Origin of the sequence: Janibacter cremeus (assembly GCF_029395675.1) — a bacterium.
Classification (GTDB): domain Bacteria; phylum Actinomycetota; class Actinomycetes; order Actinomycetales; family Dermatophilaceae; genus Janibacter; species Janibacter cremeus_A.
This window is the reverse complement of record NZ_CP115184.1, coordinates 1,740,544-1,758,477: the sequence shown is the minus strand read 5'-3', so window position 1 is coordinate 1,758,477 and position 17,934 is coordinate 1,740,544. Positions and strand designations below refer to the sequence as shown.

The 17,934-nt window shown below is 73.1% G+C and carries 20 protein-coding genes; 10 read left to right on the top strand and 10 right to left on the bottom strand.

What is annotated here, in order from left to right; all coding sequences use genetic code 11:
* From O9K63_RS08185 to O9K63_RS08175, 3 genes are read left to right on the top strand one after another with little or no spacing between them, the layout of a single operon-like run.
* Positions 1-693, top strand: a complete 693-nt coding sequence (locus O9K63_RS08185; protein WP_277236934.1) for a lysophospholipid acyltransferase family protein — start codon at positions 1-3, stop codon at positions 691-693.
* A gap of 4 nt (positions 694-697) precedes the next feature.
* Positions 698-2,041 carry a Mur ligase family protein gene (locus tag O9K63_RS08180; RefSeq protein WP_277236932.1) on the top strand — a complete coding sequence of 448 codons (1,344 nt, stop codon included), beginning with the start codon at positions 698-700 and terminating at the stop codon, positions 2,039-2,041.
* Positions 2,038-2,844, top strand: a complete 807-nt coding sequence (locus O9K63_RS08175; RefSeq protein ID WP_277236931.1) for a type 1 glutamine amidotransferase — start codon at positions 2,038-2,040, stop codon at positions 2,842-2,844. The genes O9K63_RS08180 and O9K63_RS08175 overlap by 4 nt, the downstream gene beginning before the upstream one ends.
* A 3-nt stretch (positions 2,845-2,847) precedes the next feature.
* Here O9K63_RS08175 and O9K63_RS08170 read toward each other — a convergent pair whose 3' ends face one another.
* Together O9K63_RS08170 and O9K63_RS08165 are read right to left on the bottom strand one after the other, a co-directional pair.
* Positions 2,848-3,897, bottom strand: a complete 1,050-nt coding sequence (locus O9K63_RS08170) for a lysylphosphatidylglycerol synthase transmembrane domain-containing protein (protein WP_277236929.1) — start codon at positions 3,895-3,897, stop codon at positions 2,848-2,850.
* Positions 3,894-4,745: a PIG-L deacetylase family protein gene (locus tag O9K63_RS08165; RefSeq protein WP_277236927.1), complete on the bottom strand. Its 852-nt coding sequence runs from the start codon at positions 4,743-4,745 to the stop codon at positions 3,894-3,896. Before O9K63_RS08165 ends, O9K63_RS08170 begins: the two co-directional genes overlap by 4 nt.
* A gap of 44 nt (positions 4,746-4,789) precedes the next feature.
* Here O9K63_RS08165 and O9K63_RS08160 point away from each other — a divergent pair, with 44 nt between their 5' ends.
* From O9K63_RS08160 to O9K63_RS08150, 3 genes are read left to right on the top strand one after another with little or no spacing between them, the layout of a single operon-like run.
* A complete protein-coding gene (locus tag O9K63_RS08160; RefSeq protein WP_277236925.1) occupies positions 4,790-5,896 on the top strand; it encodes a glycosyltransferase family 4 protein in 1,107 nt (368 codons plus the stop codon).
* Entirely contained in the window at positions 5,893-6,540 is a 648-nt protein-coding gene (locus O9K63_RS08155; RefSeq protein ID WP_277236923.1) for an NUDIX hydrolase, read from the top strand. Before O9K63_RS08160 ends, O9K63_RS08155 begins: the two co-directional genes overlap by 4 nt.
* Positions 6,541-6,583: 43 nt before the next feature.
* Positions 6,584-6,919: a hypothetical protein gene (locus O9K63_RS08150; protein WP_277236921.1), complete on the top strand. Its 336-nt coding sequence runs from the start codon at positions 6,584-6,586 to the stop codon at positions 6,917-6,919.
* Between the two features lie 68 nt (positions 6,920-6,987).
* Here the strand turns inward: O9K63_RS08150 and O9K63_RS08145 are convergent, their stop codons facing one another.
* Both O9K63_RS08145 and O9K63_RS08140 read right to left on the bottom strand, forming a co-directional pair.
* On the bottom strand, positions 6,988-7,977 hold the full coding sequence (locus O9K63_RS08145) for a quinone oxidoreductase family protein (RefSeq protein WP_277236919.1): 990 nt from the start codon (positions 7,975-7,977) through the stop codon (positions 6,988-6,990).
* A gap of 23 nt (positions 7,978-8,000) precedes the next feature.
* Positions 8,001-8,831, bottom strand: a complete 831-nt coding sequence (locus O9K63_RS08140) for a uracil-DNA glycosylase (RefSeq protein WP_277236918.1) — start codon at positions 8,829-8,831, stop codon at positions 8,001-8,003.
* Between the two features lie 117 nt (positions 8,832-8,948).
* On the opposite strand from O9K63_RS08140, the gene O9K63_RS08135 reads away from it, so the two are divergent.
* Positions 8,949-9,410, top strand: a complete 462-nt coding sequence (locus tag O9K63_RS08135; RefSeq protein WP_277236917.1) for an SRPBCC domain-containing protein — start codon at positions 8,949-8,951, stop codon at positions 9,408-9,410.
* A 60-nt stretch (positions 9,411-9,470) separates the two neighbouring features.
* Complete coding sequence (locus O9K63_RS08130) at positions 9,471-9,797, top strand: TfoX/Sxy family protein (RefSeq protein ID WP_277236916.1); 327 nt, start codon at positions 9,471-9,473, stop codon at positions 9,795-9,797.
* Between the two features lie 2 nt (positions 9,798-9,799).
* Here O9K63_RS08130 and O9K63_RS08125 read toward each other — a convergent pair whose 3' ends face one another.
* From O9K63_RS08125 to O9K63_RS08110, 4 genes are read right to left on the bottom strand one after another with little or no spacing between them, the layout of a single operon-like run.
* Positions 9,800-10,276: a YbaK/EbsC family protein gene (locus O9K63_RS08125; RefSeq protein ID WP_277236915.1), complete on the bottom strand. Its 477-nt coding sequence runs from the start codon at positions 10,274-10,276 to the stop codon at positions 9,800-9,802.
* 9 nt (positions 10,277-10,285) lie between these two features.
* On the bottom strand, positions 10,286-11,107 hold the full coding sequence (locus tag O9K63_RS08120) for an alpha/beta fold hydrolase (RefSeq protein ID WP_277242227.1): 822 nt from the start codon (positions 11,105-11,107) through the stop codon (positions 10,286-10,288).
* Between the two features lies 1 nt (position 11,108).
* On the bottom strand, positions 11,109-12,056 hold the full coding sequence (gene ligD / locus O9K63_RS08115) for a non-homologous end-joining DNA ligase (protein WP_277242226.1): 948 nt from the start codon (positions 12,054-12,056) through the stop codon (positions 11,109-11,111).
* A gap of 20 nt (positions 12,057-12,076) precedes the next feature.
* On the bottom strand, positions 12,077-12,670 hold the full coding sequence (locus O9K63_RS08110) for a GNAT family N-acetyltransferase (protein WP_277242224.1): 594 nt from the start codon (positions 12,668-12,670) through the stop codon (positions 12,077-12,079).
* Between the two features lie 65 nt (positions 12,671-12,735).
* On the opposite strand from O9K63_RS08110, the gene O9K63_RS08105 reads away from it, so the two are divergent.
* Together O9K63_RS08105 and pcrA are read left to right on the top strand one after the other, a co-directional pair.
* Positions 12,736-13,350 (top strand): class I SAM-dependent methyltransferase, encoded by a 615-nt coding sequence (locus tag O9K63_RS08105; protein ID WP_277242222.1) that lies wholly within the window; start codon positions 12,736-12,738, stop codon positions 13,348-13,350.
* 129 nt (positions 13,351-13,479) lie between these two features.
* Entirely contained in the window at positions 13,480-15,948 is a 2,469-nt protein-coding gene (gene pcrA, locus O9K63_RS08100) for a DNA helicase PcrA (RefSeq protein ID WP_277242221.1), read from the top strand.
* A gap of 4 nt (positions 15,949-15,952) precedes the next feature.
* Here pcrA and O9K63_RS08095 read toward each other — a convergent pair whose 3' ends face one another.
* A complete protein-coding gene (locus tag O9K63_RS08095; RefSeq protein ID WP_277242219.1) occupies positions 15,953-16,729 on the bottom strand; it encodes a M23 family metallopeptidase in 777 nt (258 codons plus the stop codon).
* A gap of 178 nt (positions 16,730-16,907) precedes the next feature.
* A complete protein-coding gene (locus O9K63_RS08090; protein ID WP_277242217.1) occupies positions 16,908-17,834 on the bottom strand; it encodes an esterase/lipase family protein in 927 nt (308 codons plus the stop codon).
* Positions 17,835-17,934: the final 100 nt, after the last annotated feature.

Sequence of the window (17,934 nt, the reverse complement as noted above, 5' to 3'; positions counted from 1 at the left end):
ATGCAGGTCAGCGAATGGATCCTGCGCCGGGTGATCGTCGGTCCGCCCCTGCGGGCGTACCTGCGGCTGCGCGTCGAGGGTGCGGAGCACGTCCCGGCGACCGGTCCGGTGATCATCGCCAGCAACCACCTCAGCTTCGTCGACTCGATGGTCATCCCGCTGGCGGCCGGCCGCAAGGTCGGCTTCCTCGGCAAGGCAGAGTACCTGCAGGGGACCGGGCTCGTCGGCTGGATCAAGCGCCTGTGGTTCGGCGAGTTCGGCGGGATGATCCCGGTCGACCGCTCCGACGCGCGGGCCGCGGCCCGTGCGCTGGAGCTCGCGCAGGAACACCTGGCGAAGGGGGGCGCCTTCGGCATCTACCCCGAGGGCACCCGCAGCCGCGACGGCATGCTCCACAAGGGTCGCACCGGGGTCGGACGACTGGCCGCGGCCACCGGGGCGGTGGTCATCCCCTGTGGGCTCACCGGGACCGACAAGGTCCAGCCGGTCGGGGCCTCGGGATTTCGCCCGCACCGGGTGACCGTCCGGTTCGGCCCGCCGGTGGACGTCGACTCCCTGCGCGAGCAGCACGTCAAGAGCAGGCTCTTCCGCGCGATCACCGACGAGGTGATGGACGGCATCGCCGAGCGCTGCGACCAACCCCGCAGCGCCGACTACGCGGACCGCCCGGGGCCCGGTGCCCCGTTAGGGTGATCCGGTGCTGAGAACGACGATCGCAACCCTCGCCGGCAAGGCCGCCCGCCACGCAGCCCGTCTGAGGGGCGGGGGCTCGGGAGGCTCTGCCCTGCCCGGCCTCGTCGCGGAGAAGGTCGACCCCGCCTTCCTCGCCCACACCCTCGCCGACGTGCCGGGCGGCATCGTCGTGGTCTCCGGGACGAACGGCAAGACGACGACCACCAAGATGCTCGTCGCGATCCTGCGCGCCCACGGCCAGCGGGTCTTCACCAACCCCACGGGCAGCAACTTCACCCGCGGCGTCATCTCCGCGATGCTCGCCGAGATGCCGTTGCGCGGCGGGCTCGAGGCCGACATCGCCGTCCTCGAGCTCGACGAGGCGCACGCCCTCCACTTCGGCCGGGCCGTCGCCCCCACGCATGCCCTCCTGCTCAACGTCGCCCGCGACCAGCTCGACCGCTTCGCTGAGATCGACCACACCGCGGGGTTGCTCACCCGGCTGGCCGCGATGACGACGCAGGGGGTCGTGCTCAACCGGGACGACCCCTTCGTCAACCGCATCGCCACCACGCTCTCGCCGGGCGTCGACGTCACCTGGTTCGGCCTTGACGCGTCGGTCGCCGACCGCGTCGGCGAGCTGTCCGAGCACGACTCCCGGGAGCAGGAGGACTTCGCGCCGCCGGTTGCCGGTGAGCGCGACGGCCTGCTGACGCCGGTCGACGAGGAGTCGCTGCGCATCACCTTCGGCGCCCACGGCGAAGGGGGTTCCCTGGGCCCCGTGACCCTGCGCCAGCGTGGTCTGGCCGCGATGATCAACGCCACCGCGGCGACGTCGACGGCCAAGCACCTGCTCGGCGCCGCGTTCCGCCACGAGGCCACCGAGCGGGCGCTGCGGACGGTGGCGCCCCCCTTCGGCCGCGGTGAGGTCATCGACGTCGACGGCAGCCCGCTCGAGCTCGTCCTGGTCAAGAACCCCGCGGGCTTCACCGTCGCGCTGAGCACCTACGCCGGCGCCCCGGCCGCGACGATGGTCGCCATCAACGACGACTACGCGGACGGCCGGGACGTCTCGTGGCTCTACGACGTCAGCTTCGAGTCCCTGCGGGCGAAGGGGGTGGCCCTCACCTCCGGTGTGCGCGGCTGGGACATGGCGCTGCGCCTGCAGTACGACGACGTGCCCGTCGCCGCCACCGAGACGGACCTGTCGAAGGCCCTGACCACCTTCCTCGCCGACCACGAGGGCGAACCGAAGCGCATCTTCACCACCTACACGGCGATGCTCGCGCTGCGCCGCATGCTCGGTGAGCGCTACGACCTGCCCGAGATGGGCGTCGACGCCCCCGAGACCGATGGAGGACCGGCATGAGCGGCCCCGACAGCCCCCGCGACGTCACGATCCTCGGCGAGCCCGCCGGCTCCGACCGTCCCGCCGACCCCGGGCACGAGGGCAAGGGCGAGATCCACCTCGTGCACATGTACCCCCGCGAGATGAGCATCTACGGGGACCTGGGCAACACCCGCTGCCTCGCCGCGCGCATCCGACGGCACGGGTACGTCCCCGTCGTGCACCAGCACCACCCCGGGCAGTCGCTGCCGGAGACCGTGCACCTCATGGTCGGTGGCGGCGGCCAGGACTCCGGGCAGGTCACCGTCGAGGCGGACCTCGAGCGCCACGCCGACCGGCTCCGTGGCCTGGTCACCGAGGGCGTGCCCATGCTCATGATCTGCGGGATGTACCAGCTCTTCGGCCAGTCCTTCGTCACCGTCGACGGCAGGCGCGTGCCCGGTCTGGGGATCCTGGACGCGACCACGCAGGGCAACGAGGTGCGGATGATCGGGCCGGTCGTGCTGTCCACGGAGTTCGGTGACGTCGTCGGCTACGAGAACCACTCGGGCTCGACCGTGCTCGGGGCGGGCCAGGACCCCTTCGGCCGGGTCAGGCACGGGCAGGGCAACAACGGCTCCGACGGCACCGAGGGTGCCGTCACCGGGCACGTCGTCGGCTCCTACCTCCACGGCCCGATCCTGCCGGCCAACCCGCGCCTCGCGGACGCCCTCATCGGGTGGGCCGCGGAGGTGGCGACCGGTCGGCCCTTCGAGCCCGAGGAGCTCGACGACGCGGTGGCCGACCAGGCGCACGCCCGCCAGGTGGCCCGCCTGCTGGGCTGAGGGTCAGCTCCCGGCCGCGGCCTGGGCGATCTCCTCCCGGCTGGCGCGGGGCATGACGCTCCACGCGACCCACCCGATCGCCCCGAGCGGGACCTCGAGCAGGTGGGTGAAGATCGAGAAGATCACCACCCCTGCCATGGACGCGGCCGAGTCGGCGCCCCAGGCGACGAGCGCCGCCACGGTGCCGGCCTCGGTGACCCCGAGCCCGCCCGGCGTGACCCCGACCGCGGTGAGCAGCCGCCCGATGGCGTACGCCGCGAAGAGCTGTCCGAAGGGCAGCTCGACCCCCGTGGCGGACATGCACAGCAGGAAGAGCACGTAGTACAGACCGAAGAAACCGACCATGCCCAGGGTCATCGACAACCACCCGGTGCGCACCGTCTCCGCGACCTGCGCCCGCAGCCCGGTCAGGCCGCGCTCGGCCGCGTCGGTGTGCCCGCGCCGGACGAGGCGCACCAGTCGGTCCAGTCCCCGCCCGACGCTCCGGGCACCTGCATCGGTGACGACCGCGATGACGAAGAGCGCCAGCACGACGGCGCCGGTGACGATCGCGGCCCAGGCCGCCTCCCGCATCGAGGGCGGGAGGTCCGCCGCGCCCCAGGACAGGCCGATGATCGCGATCACCGGCAGCGCGGCGCGGGCGAGGACGTTCCACACCCCGGTGACGACCGCCATCGTCGTCACGCTCGTGACGGTGAACCCCCACGACCTGGCGATGTAGTAGGTGGCGGCCAGCCCCACGGCGCCTCCGCCGGGCAGCAGGTTCGACACGGAGGAGCCGCAGACGTTGAGGATCAGGGCCCGCGGGTGGCTCAGCCCGGGCATGGCCCCGGTCATCACGAAGGTGTAGCAGTACAGGCCGGCGACGATGAAGCCGGTGTAGAGCACCGCCTTCCACGGTGAGATCCCCGCGAGCACGTCGCCGACCTCGCCCCAGGTGGTCTGCGCGAAGAAGGGCAGCCCCCACCACAGCAGGGCCACCGCGAGCCCGAGACCGAGGACGACCTGGACGACGCGGCGGACCGTGCGCCGGCTGTCGCTGGTCGCGCTCATGCCAGCCCCTCGAAGACATCGGTGCGGGTCGCCCCCGCCGGTGCCGCCGGGTCGACGAACCACTCCTGCCGGAAGACGAGGTCGTAGAGGGGGCGGGGGATGCGCGCGAGCATCCCGAGGGTGCGGTCGCCGCCGCCGGTGTCGGCGGCCTGGCTGGCGTGGGCGCGCATCGCGGCCCGCTTGGCCCTCGCGTGGCGGCGCACGGGGATGCGGTGGGTGATCTCGGCCGTGGCGCTGAAGGCCCGGTCGAAGCTCGCGCGATCGAACTCGGGCGGGAAGCGGTAGACCATGGCGACGAGGTCGATGGCGCGGCAGAGCAGGTCGCGCGGGACGGTCGCCCAGAGCACCGTCACCGGCAGGCCGTGCTCGCGGGCGAGCTCGGCGGCCCGGGCCCCGACCTCGTGCACGCGCACGTGGTCACGGTGGCCGTACCCGCCGCTGGGGTCGTAGGTGGTGAGCACATCGGCCCGCTCCTCCAGCAGGACCGCGGCGACTGCGTCCGCCGCCTCGTCCAGGGGCACCCGCACGAAGCGGCGGCCCCCCGGCGGGTCGGGCAGCACCTCCGCGCCGCTGCCGCTGTCGGCGTGACCGAGAGCCACGGTGCGGGCGACCCCGAGCACGTCGGCGCTCGCCGCCAGCTCGCGGCCACGGGTCGAGGCGAGGGCTTCCCCCTTCGCCCCGTAGGTGGCCTCGTCGGTCAGCCCGAGCGCCCCGTCCGTGGCGACCACGAGGACGACGCGGTGGCCCTCCGCCGCGGCCCGGGCCATCGTGCCGGCGGTCAGCAGGGCCTCGTCGTCGGGGTGCGCGTGGAAGACCACGAGGGTGCGGCGCGCGACTGGTGGGTCCATCGAGAAGAACTGTCCCACACGCCCCGCGTGGCACTCTGGGGAGCGTGAAGATCGCCCTGCTCTCGGACTGCTACCTCCCGCGCACCGGCGGGATCGAGTCGCAGGTCAGCGACCTGGCCGTGCGGCTGCGGGCCGCCGGGCACGAGGTCGAGGTCTTCACGGCGACCCGCGGGGCGAAGGGGGAGCGCGGCGGGGTCGTCGAGGTGGTCGCCGGCGTGCCGGTGCACCGGATGGCCCTCCACCTGCCGGGTGACCTGCCGGTCAACCCGATGGCACCACCGGTGGTGCGGGCACGACTGGAGGACAACGGATTCGACGTGGCGCACGTGCACCTGGGGGTGGTGTCCCCCTTCGGCTGGGACATGGCCCGGGTGGCGACGGGGCTGGGGATGCCCACGGCCCTGACCTTCCACTGCGTGCTCGACAAGGGGGCGGCGGTGCTGCGGCCGGCACTGCGGACGTGGACGGGGCAGGGCGCCGTGCTGTCCGCGGTCTCCGAGCTCGCGGCGAAGGGGGTCCACCAGGCGATCCCGGGCGTGCCCGTGGGCGTCGTGCCCAACGGCATCGACCCCCTGGCCTGGCCGGTCGGGCCCGTGCGGCACACGACAAGGCCGCTGCGTGTCGTCACCGCGACCCGGCTGGCCCGGCGCAAGCGGGTGGGGGCGCTGCTGCGGGTCGTGGCCGACGCGCACGCCCGGCTCGGGGCGGGGGGTGTGGTGCTCGACGTCTTCGGTGACGGCCCGATGGGCACGCTGCTGGAGTCGCGCAGCGCCGCGCTCGGGCTCGAGGAGGTCGTCCGGTGGCGGGGCACGGTCCCCCGCGCCGAGCTCGCGCGCCACTACCGGGACGCGGACGTCTACCTCTCCCCGACGCGCCTGGAGGCCTTCGGCATCGCGGCGCTGGAGGCGCGGACCGCCGGGCTGCCCGTCATCGCGCGCGCCGACTCCGGGGTGGGCGAGGTCGTCACCGACGGGGTCAGCGGTCTGCTCGCCGCCGACGACGCCGGGCTCACCGACGCGCTCGTGCGGCTCGGCGCGGACGCGACCCTGCGCACCCGCATCGCGGGGCACAACACGAGGACCCCGCCGAGCCAGACGTGGGAGCACGTCGTGGACCTGGTCCTCGGTGAGTACCGGCGGGCGGGCGCGTGAGCGTCGTCATCGTGGCCGGGGACGGTCGCTGGCCGCTGCGCCACGGCCAGGACCCGGTGGACCTGCTCGCCGAGAACGGCTGGTCCGGCGATCCCGTGCACGCGGCCCTCGGTGAGGACGGCCGGATCGAGGTGCACTACGACGGCGTGGCGCTCGACGAGCCGAGCGCGCCGGTGCCGATCGGGCAGGGGCAGCACGCGACACGGGTCCACCAGCGCGTGGCCGCCTACGCGGTCGTCGTCGACGAGGACCGATTGCTCATGTCCCGCCTCGCCGATTGGGTCCGTGGCGCGGCCGGGCTGTGGACGCTGCCCGGCGGCGGTGTCGAGCCGGGGGAGGAGCCGCTGGACGCGGTCGCGCGCGAGTGCCACGAGGAGACCGGGCAGCGCGTCGTCGTGGACGAGCTCGTGCAGGTCCAGTCCCAGCACTGGTACGGAGCCGGCGCGGACGCGGACGAGGACTTCCACGCCGTGCGGCTGATCTACCGGGCCACATGCCCGCAACCGACGCCGGCCAGGGTCGTCGAGGTCGACGGCTCGACGGGGGACGCGGCGTGGGTGCCGATCGACGGGCTCGAGGCCCTGCCGCAGACGTGGATGATCGGGATGGCACGGCCGCACGTGCGGGTCGACGCGGGGCGCTGAGCGGGATTCGGGGAACCTCCTCGGCCCACTTAGGGTGTGGGGCATGGAAGCCCTGCGTCTCGTCCTCTACGTCCTCCACATGCTCGCGATGCTGGCCATCGTGGTCGCCCCCTTCGTCGCCGGTCGCGTGCACGTCATCCAGACCTGGGGCGCGCGCATCCAGCTGCTCCTCGGGCTCGGGCTCACCGGGATCGCGGAGGCGGGTGACGGCCCGGTCGATCACGCCAAGATCGGTACCAAGCTCGTCGTCATGATCGCCGTCCTGGCCTGCGCCGAGATCGGCAACGGCAAGAGCAAGCGCGGCGAGAACGGCCGCACCCTCGCGCTCGTCGCGGCCGGGCTCGCGGTGGTCAACGCGCTCATCGCCTTCCTGTGGTGACCTGAGGCGGTCACGCCCGAAGGGCCGGTCCCACTCGGGGCCGGCCCTTCGCGCACCCGCGCACGGGTCTAGGGGATGAGCAGCAGCTTCCCGGTGGTCGCCCGGCCCTCCAGCGCGCGGTAGGCCTCGGCCGCCTCGGCGAAGGGGTAGCGCCCACCGATGGCGATGTCGAGCCTGCCGGAGTCGATCTCCTCGAAGAGCTCGCGCCCGCGCGTCATCAGCTCCTCCCGGTCGGCGATGAAGTGCGCCAGGCTCGGGCGGGTGACGTAGAGCGACCCGCCGGCGTTGAGCCGCTGCAGGTCGAAGGGGGGCACCTGACCGGACGCGCCACCGAAGAGGACCATGGTCCCGCGGGGGCGCAGCGACGCCAGCGAGTCGTCGAAGGTCGCTTTGCCGACCCCGTCGTAGGCGACGTGGACCCCCTTCGTCGCACCGAGGCGGTCGGCCGCCTCCCGGACCGCTCCCGAGAGGTCCTCGACCTCGGAGTAGTCGATCGTCTCGAGGGCCCCGCGCGAGCGGGCGATCTCCAGCTTGGCCGCGGACCCGGCGGTGGCGATGACGTGGCCACCGCGGTTGACGATCATCTGGGTCAGCAGCTGCCCGACCCCGCCGGCGGCGGCGTGCACGAGGGCGACCGTGCCCTCCTCGACGCGGTGGACGTCGGTCACGAGCGCGTGCGCCGTCATGCCCTGCAGCGTCGCCGCGGCGGCCGTCTCGAGCTCGACGCCGTCGGGGACGGGCAGCAGCTTCTCCGAGTCGGCGAGCACCGTGCCGGCGTGCAGGCCGATGGTCATCGACCACGCGACCCGGTCCCCGACGGCGACGGCGGCACCCTCGCCGACGGCCCGCACGGTCCCGGCGGCCTCGAAGCCCTGCACGTACGGCGGATCGGTCGGGTAGATGCCCTCGCGCTGGTAGGCGTCGATGAAGTTGACCCCGCCTGCGGCGACCTCGACGAGCGCCTCGCCGTGGCCCGGTACGGGCACCTCCCGCTCCTGGACCTCGAGGACCTCCGGTCCTCCGTGGCGGGTGACGACGAGTGCAGTGGTGGTGGTCATGCCCTCACGATAGGAGACGCGCGTCACAGGGAGGCGATGACCTCGTCGAGCATCGCCCGGGTGAGCTTGCCGGTGAAGGTGTTCTGCTGGCTGACGTGGTAGCTCCCGACGAGCGCGACCTCGCGGCCCTCGGGGGTGCGCAGGGTGGCGCGGGCGCCGTGCCCGAACTTCGGCTTCGGCCGCGGGACCTCCCAGCCGGCGTGGCGCACCCCGGCGATCGTCGTGTCCCACCCGATCGACCCGAGGCAGAGGATCGAGCGGACGTGCGGGGCACTCAGCGCGAGGTCGGCGTCCAGCCACGGGGCGCAGGTGCGCTTCTCCTGCGTCGTCGGCTTGTTCTGCGGAGGCGCGCAGCGCACGGGAGCGATGATGCGCACCCCGTCCAGCTCGAGTCCGTCGCCGGCGGCCCACGACTCGGGCCGGCTCGCGTAGCCGGCGCGGTGCAGCGCACCGTAGAGCCACTCGCCGGAGCGGTCACCGGTGAAGTTGCGGCCGGTGCGGTTGGCGCCGTGCGCCGCGGGCGCGAGCCCGACGATGACGACCGGTGCGTCGACCGGCCCGACCGCGGGCACCGGTCGGCCCCAGTACGGCTCGTCGCTGAAGGCCGCGCGCTTGGTCAGCGCGACCTCCTCCCGCCAGGCCACCAGGCGCGGGCACGCGCGGCACACCGAGATGCGGGCGCCGAGCTCCGCGTCGCCGAGCGCTCCCTTCGCCAGCCGGCGCACCTGCGCGGGGGTACGGGCCACGGGGGTCTCCGCGGTGGCGGGGTCGTCCGGCCACCCGGTCCCCGGCTCCACCGGCGAGGCGAAGGGGGCACCCGTCACCGGGTGGGGGAGGTGGACGGGTTCGGGCACCTGCTCACGATAACCAGCGATCGCAGGAGCGTCGGACACTCCTGGGAGGGCGCCCGCGGCGTGGCCGGGGGCAGAATGGTTGGACAGCGGGGGCGTCGACCAACCCGGAGGACCGTCATGGCACACCACCTGTACACGGAGATCGAGATCGACGCCCCGCCGGCGAGAGTGTGGGGCATCCTCACCGATCTCGCCGGCTACTCCGAGTGGAATCCCTTCATCACCTCCGCGACGGGGACCGTCGCCACAGGTGAGCGGTTGGTCAACCGGCTCGAGCCGCCCGGCGGCAAGGCGATGACCTTCCGGCCGACGGTCACCGAGGTCGACGAGGGCCGCGCCTTCGAGTGGCTCGGGAGGCTCGGCCTGCCCGGCCTGTTCGACGGGCGCCACCGCTTCGTGCTCGTCCCTCACGGCGACGGCACTCGCCTGATCCAGTCCGAGAGCTTCACCGGAATCCTGGTGCCGTTGTTGCGGAAGAGCCTCGACGCGGGCACCCGCGCCGGGTTCCAGGCGATGAACGTCGCCCTCAAGGCCCGCGCTGAAGCGATGACACCCGGGGGTGCTGGATCAACCCCGTGAGCGGCCGAAGGTCGCCGTCGTGGCCGGCAGGGGCCGTGGGGTAGTGGCACGCTGGGGCCCATGGCCATCGACGAGCAGCTGGCGGAGCGGGTGCGCACCGCGCTCCACGACCGTGGCATCGCGTGGGAGGAGCAGCAGATGTTCGGCTCGCTCGTCTTCCTCGTCGGCGAGGCCATCGTCCTCGGGGCCCGTGACGGCGGTGGGCTGCTCGTGCGGTGCGACCCCGCGGAGACCGAGGCGCTGCTGGCCGCGGCGGGGCGCTGGTACGCCCAGCCGGCGCGGATGGGCAGGCGGGAGATGAGCGACAGCTGGATCGACGTCTCGCCGGACGCGGTGGCCGACGACGCCGGTCTGGCGCACTGGGTCGACGCGGCGCTGCGGCGCTGACCTCAGGGGGCGACCGGGCTCGGCTCGCCTCCGGTGACCCTGACCAGCTGGGCGAAGCTCGTGGGGTAGACCGTCCGGGCGTGCCCCGCTGCAGCCCACACCTGCTCGTAGCGGTCGAGCTCGGTGTCGACGACGGTACGCACGGGAGCAGGGTGACCGAGGGGAGCGACACCACCGATGACCTGGCCGGTCGCGGCACGGACGGTCTCCTTGGACGCGCGGGCGATGGTGCCGCCCAGGCGGGCGCCGAGCCACTCGGTGTCGACGCGGTGCGCCCCGGAGGTGAGGACGAGGAGCGGCTCCGCGTCGAGGGTGAAGACGAGGGAGTTCGCGATCTGCCCGACCTCCACGCCGAGGGCGGCGGCCGCGAGCGGTGCGGTGGTGACGGCGTCGTCGAGCCAGACGACCTCGGGGTGCAGGTCGTGCTCGGCGAGCGCGGCGACGACCCGGTCGACCGCGGGGTGCGACGGCGTGCTCATGGGCTGATCCTATGAGCCCCCGTCGACCTGCTCGAGGAAGGAGCGGATGGCTGCGGCGACCGGCTCGGCGTGCGTCAGCGAGAGGTCGTGACCGGCACCGTCGACGACCACGCCCCGGGCCTGCGGGAACCACTCGAGCACCTGCTCCCGGACGAGGGCGAACCAGGGGCCGCTGTCGCTGCCACCGATGTGCAGGACCGGGCAGGTGATCCGCGCGGCCTCCGTCGACGAGAAGTCCCAGCGCAGGAGTGCCGGGACGTCGACGTCGAAGAACGTGGCCGCGTCCGCGCGCACCTGCCGTGCGGCGCCCGGAAGCACACGGTCCATCTCGTCCGCCCAGGCCGGCCCCACCAGCCCGGTCATGAACTGCTCGAGGGCGACGTCGGTGCCGTGCCTGCGCCGGACCGCCACCAGCTCGTGGGCCGCGCCCCGGAACTGCGCCGCCGCGCTCGTGTGCACCGGCGGTGGCTCGATGAGGACGAGGCTGCGCACGCGTCGTGGCTCCGTGGCCGCGAGCTCCATCGCGACGGCCCCGGCGTACGACGCCCCGACCACGTGCGCGCCGTCGACGTGCAGGACGTCGAGCAGCCGGGCGCAGTCGATCGCGTCGGCCCGGATGGACGCGGCGGGGTGGGCAGGGCTGCTGCCGCAGTACCCGCGGCGGTGGTAGGCGATCCGGTGCCACCCCTCCAGCGCGGAGGACTCGGCCACGGGGACGAGCTCGTCGGCCGTCAGTGCGGTCTGGACGAGGACGAGCGGTTCGCCGTCCCCCCACTCCCCGACCTCCAGCCGGGCCTGCCCGATGTCGTGCCGGGCCCATCCGGGGGCCATCTCACGGCCCGTCCTCGTCGATCTCGTCCCGGTCGGCCCACTCGAGCAGCGGGGTCAGGTCGTGCGCCTCGTCGTCGATCGACGCGTGCAGGTCGCCCAGCCGCGCGAAACGCTCCGGCACCGTCGCGATCGTGCAGTCGGCCGGCTCGACGTCCTCGACCTCGTCCCACGTGATCGGCGTCGAGACCGTCCCCTCCGGGTTGCCGCGCACCGAGTACGCCGCCGCGATCGTGTGGTCGCGTGCGTTCTGGTTGTAGTCGACGAAGACCGCCGCCGGGTCGCGGTCCTTGCGCCACCACTGCGTGGTCACGTCCTCCGGCGCCCGCCGCTGCACCTCGTGGGCGAAGGCGAGCGCCGCCCTTCGCACCTGCGCGAACTCCCACCGCGGCTCGACCCGTACGTACACGTGCAGCCCACCGCCGCCGGAGGTCTTGGGATAGCCCACCATCCCGAGCTCGTCGAGGACCTCGCGGCACGCCCCGGCCACCCGCCGGACCCGGGCGAAGGGGGCGTCCGGCATGGGGTCGAGGTCGATCCGCCACTCGTCGGGCCGGTCGACGTCGTCGCGCCGGACGTTCCAGGGGTGCAGCTCCACGGTGCTCATCTGCACCGCCCAGATGATCTCGGCCAACTCGGTGGGGCACAGCTCGTCGGCGTGCAGGTCGTAGCGGGGGAAGTGCAGGCGCACCGTCGAGACCCAGTCCGGGGCCCCCTTCGGCAGTCGCTTCTGGTGCACCTTGGCGCCCGCGACACCCTTGGGGTAGCGGTGCAGCATCGTCGGCCGGTCGCGCAGCGCCCGCAGGATCCCGTCGCCGACGGCGATGTAGTACTGCGCCAGGTCGAGCTTGGTCTCCCCGCGGGCCGGGAAGTACACCCGGTCCGGGCTGGAGATGCGCACCTCGCGCTCACCCACGCTCAGGTGGACGTCCTCGCCGTGCTCCTTCGCCATGGACCGAGCGTATGCCCGACTCACCCGATGACGGCGCCTGCGGGACGGTCGGTCGCGATCGTCGGGACCCAGTAGCGGCGCTTGCCGGCACGGGAGTCCTCGTACTCGCCCCCGACGCGCTCGATCGTCGCGGACGAGGCGGCGTTGTCCTCGTCGCAGGTGACGAGCACCCGGTCCATCCCCATCTCGCCGGCCAGCTCGAGGGTCTGGCGCAGGGCCGTGGTCGCGTGGCCCCGGCGGCGGGCCGAGGGACGGATCGAGTAGCCGATGTGGCCGCCCTCCTCGAGCAGGACGTCGGTCAGCTCGTGCCGCAACGAGATCGAGCCGAGGTACTCGTCGTCATCGCCGACGATCCACAGGAAGGTGCACGGGACGTGGCCGCTCGGCCGCGGTGTCTCCGGCAGCTCGGCGGCACGTCGCTCGCGCACGAAGCGCCGGAACTCGTCCGCCTCCTCGAGTCCCTCGCGCGTGAAGGCGAACCCCGCGAACCCCGTGGCCGGGTCGGCCGGCTGCTCCCAGTCGCCGTCACCGTCGCGGTGCGCTCCGTCGAACTCGTCGTGGGCGGCGAGGTAGGAGCGCTGGTAGCGGGCGTCGGGGCGAACGATCTGGGCCATCCGCCGATCGTATGTCGCGCCGGTGCGGTGCCACACTGGGGTTTTGAGCGAAGGGGGTGTGGCCCGTGGGCCTCTACCGTGACCACGTCCTGCCACGGCTGGTCGACACGTCGTGCGGCCTCGCGGCGACGCAGCCGCACCGGCGCCGGGTGTGCGCCGGCCTGCACGGCGAGCTGCTCGAGATCGGCTTCGGGTCGGGGCTCAACGTGCCGTTCTACCCACCGGCAGTCACCCGGGTGCACGCGGTCGAGCCGAGCGACCTGGCCTGGCGCCTGTCCGCCGACCGGGTGGCGGCCAGCGGTCTCCCGGTGGAGCGGACCGGGCTGGACGGGCAGCACCTGCCGCTGGCGGACGACACCGTCGACTCGGCGCTCGTGACGTGGTCCCTGTGCACGATCCCGGACCCGGTCGCGGCCCTGGAGGAGGTGCGGCGCGTGCTCCGGCCCGGGGGCACGCTGCACGTCCTCGAGCACGGTCTCGCCCCCGACGCGGGCGTGCGCCGGTGGCAGCGCCGGCTGGAGCCGATCCAGAAGCGGGTGGCCGGCGGGTGCCACCTCACGCGGCAGCCGGGGGTGATGCTCGAGGCGGCCGGGTTCACCGGCGCCGAGCTCGACCACTTCTACATGCAGGACGCGCCGCGCCCCCTGGGTGCGCTCTCGCTCGGGACCGCGCGCGCCTGACCCCGGCGGGGGATCACTGTGCTCGGAACCCCGCCGTGCGCGCGGCGGGGTCGGTGGACGTCGAGCGGAGGTCGGCGGGGGGACTGAGCGAAGGGGGTGTCGGCCCCCCGACGTAGGCTGGAGGGCGACATGAGCAGCCTTTTCGACGACCTCCCCGATGCCCTGCCCGGCGACTGGACCCGGGAGGTGACCGACTCCGGAGTGCCCACCTGGGCGATGTCCGACGAGGGTCCCACCCGCGCCGCCCACGCCCACCACCGCACGCCCCACGAGGTCGACCACGAGGAGCTCCTGGCCGGCCTCAACGACGCCCAGCGCGAGGCCGTCGTCCACGAGGGCGGCCCGCTGCTGATCATCGCCGGCGCCGGCTCCGGCAAGACCCGCGTGCTCACCCACCGCATCGCCCACCTGCTCGCGACCCGCGGCGCCCAGCCGGGCCAGGTGCTGGCGATCACCTTCACCAACAAGGCCGCCGCCGAGATGCGCGAGCGGGTCGAGGAGCTCGTCGGCCCGCGGGCGCGGGCGATGTGGGTGATGACCTTCCACTCCGCCTGCGTGCGCATCCTGCGCCGCGAGGCGACCAAGGTGGGGATGAAGAGCAACTTCTCCATCTACGACGCCGCCGACAGCCAGCGGCTCGTCGCGCTCGTCATGCGCGACCTCGACCTGGACCCCAAGCGCTTCCCGCCGAGGTCCTTCGGCCACCGGATCAGCAACCTGAAGAACGAGCTGGTCGACGAGGAGGAGTTCGCCCGCAGCGTCTCCATCGACGAGGACGCCGGGACCGGCGGGACCCCCCAGGACCGCACCCTCGCGCAGGTCTACAGCGAGTACCAGCGCCGGCTGCGCCAAGCCAACGCCCTGGACTTCGACGACATCATCATGACGACGGTCAACATCCTGCAGGCCTTCCCCGACGTCGCGGAGCACTACCGCCGCCGCTTCCGCTACGTGCTCGTCGACGAGTACCAGGACACCAACCACGCGCAGTACCAGCTGGTGCGCGAGCTCGTGGGGGGCCATGACGACCCGGCGGGGCGCGACCCCAAGGCGGTCGAGCCGAGCGACCTCGTCGTCGTCGGTGACGCGGACCAGTCGATCTACGCCTTCCGCGGCGCCTCGATCCGCAACATCATCGAGTTCGAGCAGGACTACCCGGACGCCCGCACGATCATGCTCGAGCAGAACTACCGCTCGACCCAGACGATCCTCACCGCGGCCAACGCCGTCATCGAGCGCAACGAGTCCCGCCGCAAGAAGGACCTGTGGACGCAGGCGGGCCCGGGGGAGCAGGTCGTGGGCTACGTCGGGGACAACGAGCACGACGAGGCCTCCTTCATCGCCAAGACCATCGACGAGCTGCACGACGAGCACGGCGTCCGTCCGGGCGACGTCGCCGTCTTCTACCGGACCAACGCGCAGTCGCGGGCCATCGAGGAGGTCTTCGTCCGCGTCGGCCTGCCGTACAAGGTCGTCGGCGGCACCCGCTTCTACGAGCGGCGCGAGATCAAGGACGCCCTGGCCTACCTCCACGTCCTCGCCAACCCCGCCGACACGGTCAACCTGCGCCGGATCGTCAACGTCCCCAAGCGAGGCATCGGCGACCGCGCGCTGCTCGCGATCGGACAGCTCGCCGAGCGCGAGCGCATCCCCTTCATCGCCGCCCTCGGCCGCGCCGAGGACGCGCCGGGCATCGCCACCCGGTCGGTGAAGTCGATCGCTGGCTTCACCTCGCTCCTCGAGGGCCTGCGGGAGCAGCACGAGAGCGAAGGGGGGATCGGTGACCTCCTCGAGTCGGTCCTCGAGCGCACCGGCTACGTCGCCGAGCTGCAGGCCAGCCGGGACCCGCAGGACGAGACGCGGCTGGAGAACCTCGCCGAGCTCATCGGGGTCGCGCGCGAGTTCGACGCGACCCGAGAGGCGACCGGCGAGGTGGTCAGCCTGGACGACTTCCTCGAGCAGGTGAGCCTCGTCGCCGATGCCGACGAGATCCCCGACGAGCCCGCAGACGGGGACGGTGCCGACGCCCGGGCCGACCAGGGGGTGGTCACCCTGATGACGCTCCACACCGCCAAGGGCCTGGAGTTCCCCGTCGTCTTCCTCACCGGCATGGAGGACGGCACCTTCCCACACAGCCGCAGCCTCGGCGACACCAAGGAGCTGGAGGAGGAGCGCCGGCTCGCCTACGTCGGGATCACCCGCGCCCGCGAGCGGCTGCACCTGTCGCGGGCCGCGGTGCGCAGCGCCTTCGGCGCACCCCAGTACAACCCGCCCTCGCGATTCCTCGACGAGATCCCGGAGCAGCTGGTGCGGTGGGAGCGCACCGGTCCGCCGCTCGGTGGTCTGGGTGGCTCGCGCGGTCCCGGGCGCGAGCCCGCCGTGGCCCGGCTGGCGGCCCGGCCCGGCGTGCGCTCACCGGGCAACCGCCCGATCATCGCGCTGACCGACGGCGACAAGGTCACCCACGACAGCTTCGGTCTCGGGACGGTCGTGCGCGTCGAGGGTGCCGGCGACAAGGCGATGGCACACGTCGACTTCGGGGGAGAGGAGGGGGTCAAGCGCCTGCTGCTGCGCTACGCCCCGCTCGAGAAGGTCTGAGGCGTCAGAGGATCCCGCGCTCGGCCAGCCAGCCGGTCGGGTCGACCGGCTCGCCGCCGCCGGGGCGGATCTCCAGGTGGAGGTGCGGACCGGTCGAGCGACCGGTGTTGCCGGAGTAGGCGACGGTCTCGCCCGGCGCGACCTGCTGGCCGACCGATGCGGCGATCGAGGAGAGGTGCCCGTAGCGGGAGACGGTCCCGTCGGCGTACTCGACGTCGATGTAGATGCCGTAGCCGCCCATCGGACCGGCGCCGATGACCGTACCGGCGCCCATCGCGCGCAGCGGCGTGCCCACGCCCGCGCCGTAGTCGAGACCGCTGTGCATCCGACCCCACCGGAAGCCGTAGCCGGAGCTGATCGATCCGCTGGCCAGGGGGCGCGCCCAGGCGTTCGCGGCCTCCCTGGCCTCCTTCTTCTCGGCCTTCTTCTTCTCGGCGAGCTCCTTGCGCTCCTTGTCCCGGTCGGCGCGCTCCTGGGCCTCTTCGGCCCTGACCTGGCTGGCGACGACGTCGTCCGAGACCGCGCGGCGGCGCTCGGACAGCCCGGAGGTGTCACGGGAGGCGGCGGCCACCTCGGTCTGCACGGCCCTGGTCAGCTGCGGGTCCTCGAGCATCGTGGTCGCGCCGAGGGCGGCGCCTGCCTGCTGGGTGACCTCACCCGAGAACGGGGAGGACTGGGCGGCGGTGGCTCCGACGGCGGTGAGCGCCAGGGTCACGGCCGCAGCGGTCGGCAGCGCGTAGGCGGGGGAGAAGCTCTTGGGCAGGCGGGAGCGGCGCTGCATCGCACGCCGCTCGGCGCGTGTGGGAGGACGGTGTCGACCTGTGTACTCATTCATGCAAAAGACGCCGTCCTCGGCAGGGGAATCGCGGACAAACCTCCGAAACCCTAGCGTGACCATTTCGTTACGCAAAATCGGGCCTGCGTTCTCTGCCCGGATGCGCCGGACGATCGCCGGCGAATCAGGCCGGGTGCGGTGAGATGTGCGTCACCGACGCGGTCGGGTCCCCGTCGCTGTCCAGCTGGGTCAGGCTGCGGGCGATGCGGTGGACGACACTCGGCAGGATCGGCAGCGACACGTGGCCCACCCCGCGCAGCCGGATGTTCGTCGTCGTGACGCCCTCCTGCGCCAGGGAGGCGTTGACGGCGGGGACGACCGCCTCGTCGGTGTCGGACCAGAAGGCGACCACGCGGGTCCGGCACCCCGGGGCCGGTTGGTTCAGCTCCCGCATCAGCGGGCTGGCCGGCCGCAGCTGGCGCCCCAGCGGGGTCGGGGCGACGTGCGCCAGGAGGGTGCCGGAGTGCGGGGAACCCAGTGTGACCAGGGTGTGCACGCGCTCGTCGCCGCCGAGGCGGGTGACGTAGTAACGGGCGATCACTCCGCCGAGGCTGTGTGCCACGACGTGGATGCGCTCGTACCCGGTCTCCTCGACGATCGCCTCGATCTCCTCGGCCAGCTGCACGGCGAGCGTGCGCACGTCCTTGGTGCGGAACGAGTAGTTCATCGCGAAGACCTGGGAGAACCCGCGGCGCAGCAGCCCGCGCCGCAGCAGCGTGAAGATCGAGTGGTTGTCGGCCAGTCCGTGCAGCAGCAGGATCGGTGTCCCGAGCTCGGCGACGCCGGAGACGTACATCCCCCGCTGCATGGGTGAGAGGTGCTCGATGCGGTAGCCCTGACCGACCGGGCCGTGGCGCGGGCGCCGGGCGCCGAAGGGGTAGAGCGAGAGGTGCGTCGAGGCCCAGACGAGCTCGACCGCGGCGAAGACCGCCGCCTGCACGGTGGCCATCTGCCGCAGCTGCTGGCACACGCCGGTGCGCAGCGAGTACGGCGCCGGTGCCGCTTCGCTGCTCTCCTCGGCGTTCTTCGTCGATGCCTGCTGCAGAGCCATGGTGACCGCTAGGTAACCCTGTGTTCACCCCCGCGCGCAACAGCTGAGACCGGTCCGTGATGGATGGTTCGGGCCCCCCGGATGGACCGGACGTGCCGTG

What these genes read in the sequence shown, in the direction of transcription:
- O9K63_RS08185 (WP_277236934.1), top strand. Translation starts at nt 1, where the DNA reads ATGCAGGTCAGCGAATGGATCCTGCGCCGGGTGATCGTCGGTCCGCCC.
- O9K63_RS08175 (WP_277236931.1), top strand. Translation starts at nt 2,038, where the DNA reads ATGAGCGGCCCCGACAGCCCCCGCGACGTCACGATCCTCGGCGAGCCC.
- O9K63_RS08170 (WP_277236929.1), bottom strand. Translation starts at nt 3,897, where the DNA reads ATGAGCGCGACCAGCGACAGCCGGCGCACGGTCCGCCGCGTCGTCCAG.
- O9K63_RS08165 (WP_277236927.1), bottom strand. Translation starts at nt 4,745, where the DNA reads ATGGACCCACCAGTCGCGCGCCGCACCCTCGTGGTCTTCCACGCGCAC.
- O9K63_RS08150 (WP_277236921.1), top strand. Translation starts at nt 6,584, where the DNA reads ATGGAAGCCCTGCGTCTCGTCCTCTACGTCCTCCACATGCTCGCGATG.
- O9K63_RS08145 (WP_277236919.1), bottom strand. Translation starts at nt 7,977, where the DNA reads ATGACCACCACCACTGCACTCGTCGTCACCCGCCACGGAGGACCGGAG.
- O9K63_RS08135 (WP_277236917.1), top strand. Translation starts at nt 8,949, where the DNA reads ATGGCACACCACCTGTACACGGAGATCGAGATCGACGCCCCGCCGGCG.
- O9K63_RS08130 (WP_277236916.1), top strand. Translation starts at nt 9,471, where the DNA reads ATGGCCATCGACGAGCAGCTGGCGGAGCGGGTGCGCACCGCGCTCCAC.
- O9K63_RS08125 (WP_277236915.1), bottom strand. Translation starts at nt 10,276, where the DNA reads ATGAGCACGCCGTCGCACCCCGCGGTCGACCGGGTCGTCGCCGCGCTC.
- O9K63_RS08120 (WP_277242227.1), bottom strand. Translation starts at nt 11,107, where the DNA reads ATGGCCCCCGGATGGGCCCGGCACGACATCGGGCAGGCCCGGCTGGAG.
- ligD (WP_277242226.1), bottom strand. Translation starts at nt 12,056, where the DNA reads ATGGCGAAGGAGCACGGCGAGGACGTCCACCTGAGCGTGGGTGAGCGC.
- O9K63_RS08110 (WP_277242224.1), bottom strand. Translation starts at nt 12,670, where the DNA reads ATGGCCCAGATCGTTCGCCCCGACGCCCGCTACCAGCGCTCCTACCTC.
- pcrA (WP_277242221.1), top strand. Translation starts at nt 13,480, where the DNA reads ATGAGCAGCCTTTTCGACGACCTCCCCGATGCCCTGCCCGGCGACTGG.
- O9K63_RS08095 (WP_277242219.1), bottom strand. Translation starts at nt 16,729, where the DNA reads ATGCAGCGCCGCTCCCGCCTGCCCAAGAGCTTCTCCCCCGCCTACGCG.
- O9K63_RS08090 (WP_277242217.1), bottom strand. Translation starts at nt 17,834, where the DNA reads ATGGCTCTGCAGCAGGCATCGACGAAGAACGCCGAGGAGAGCAGCGAA.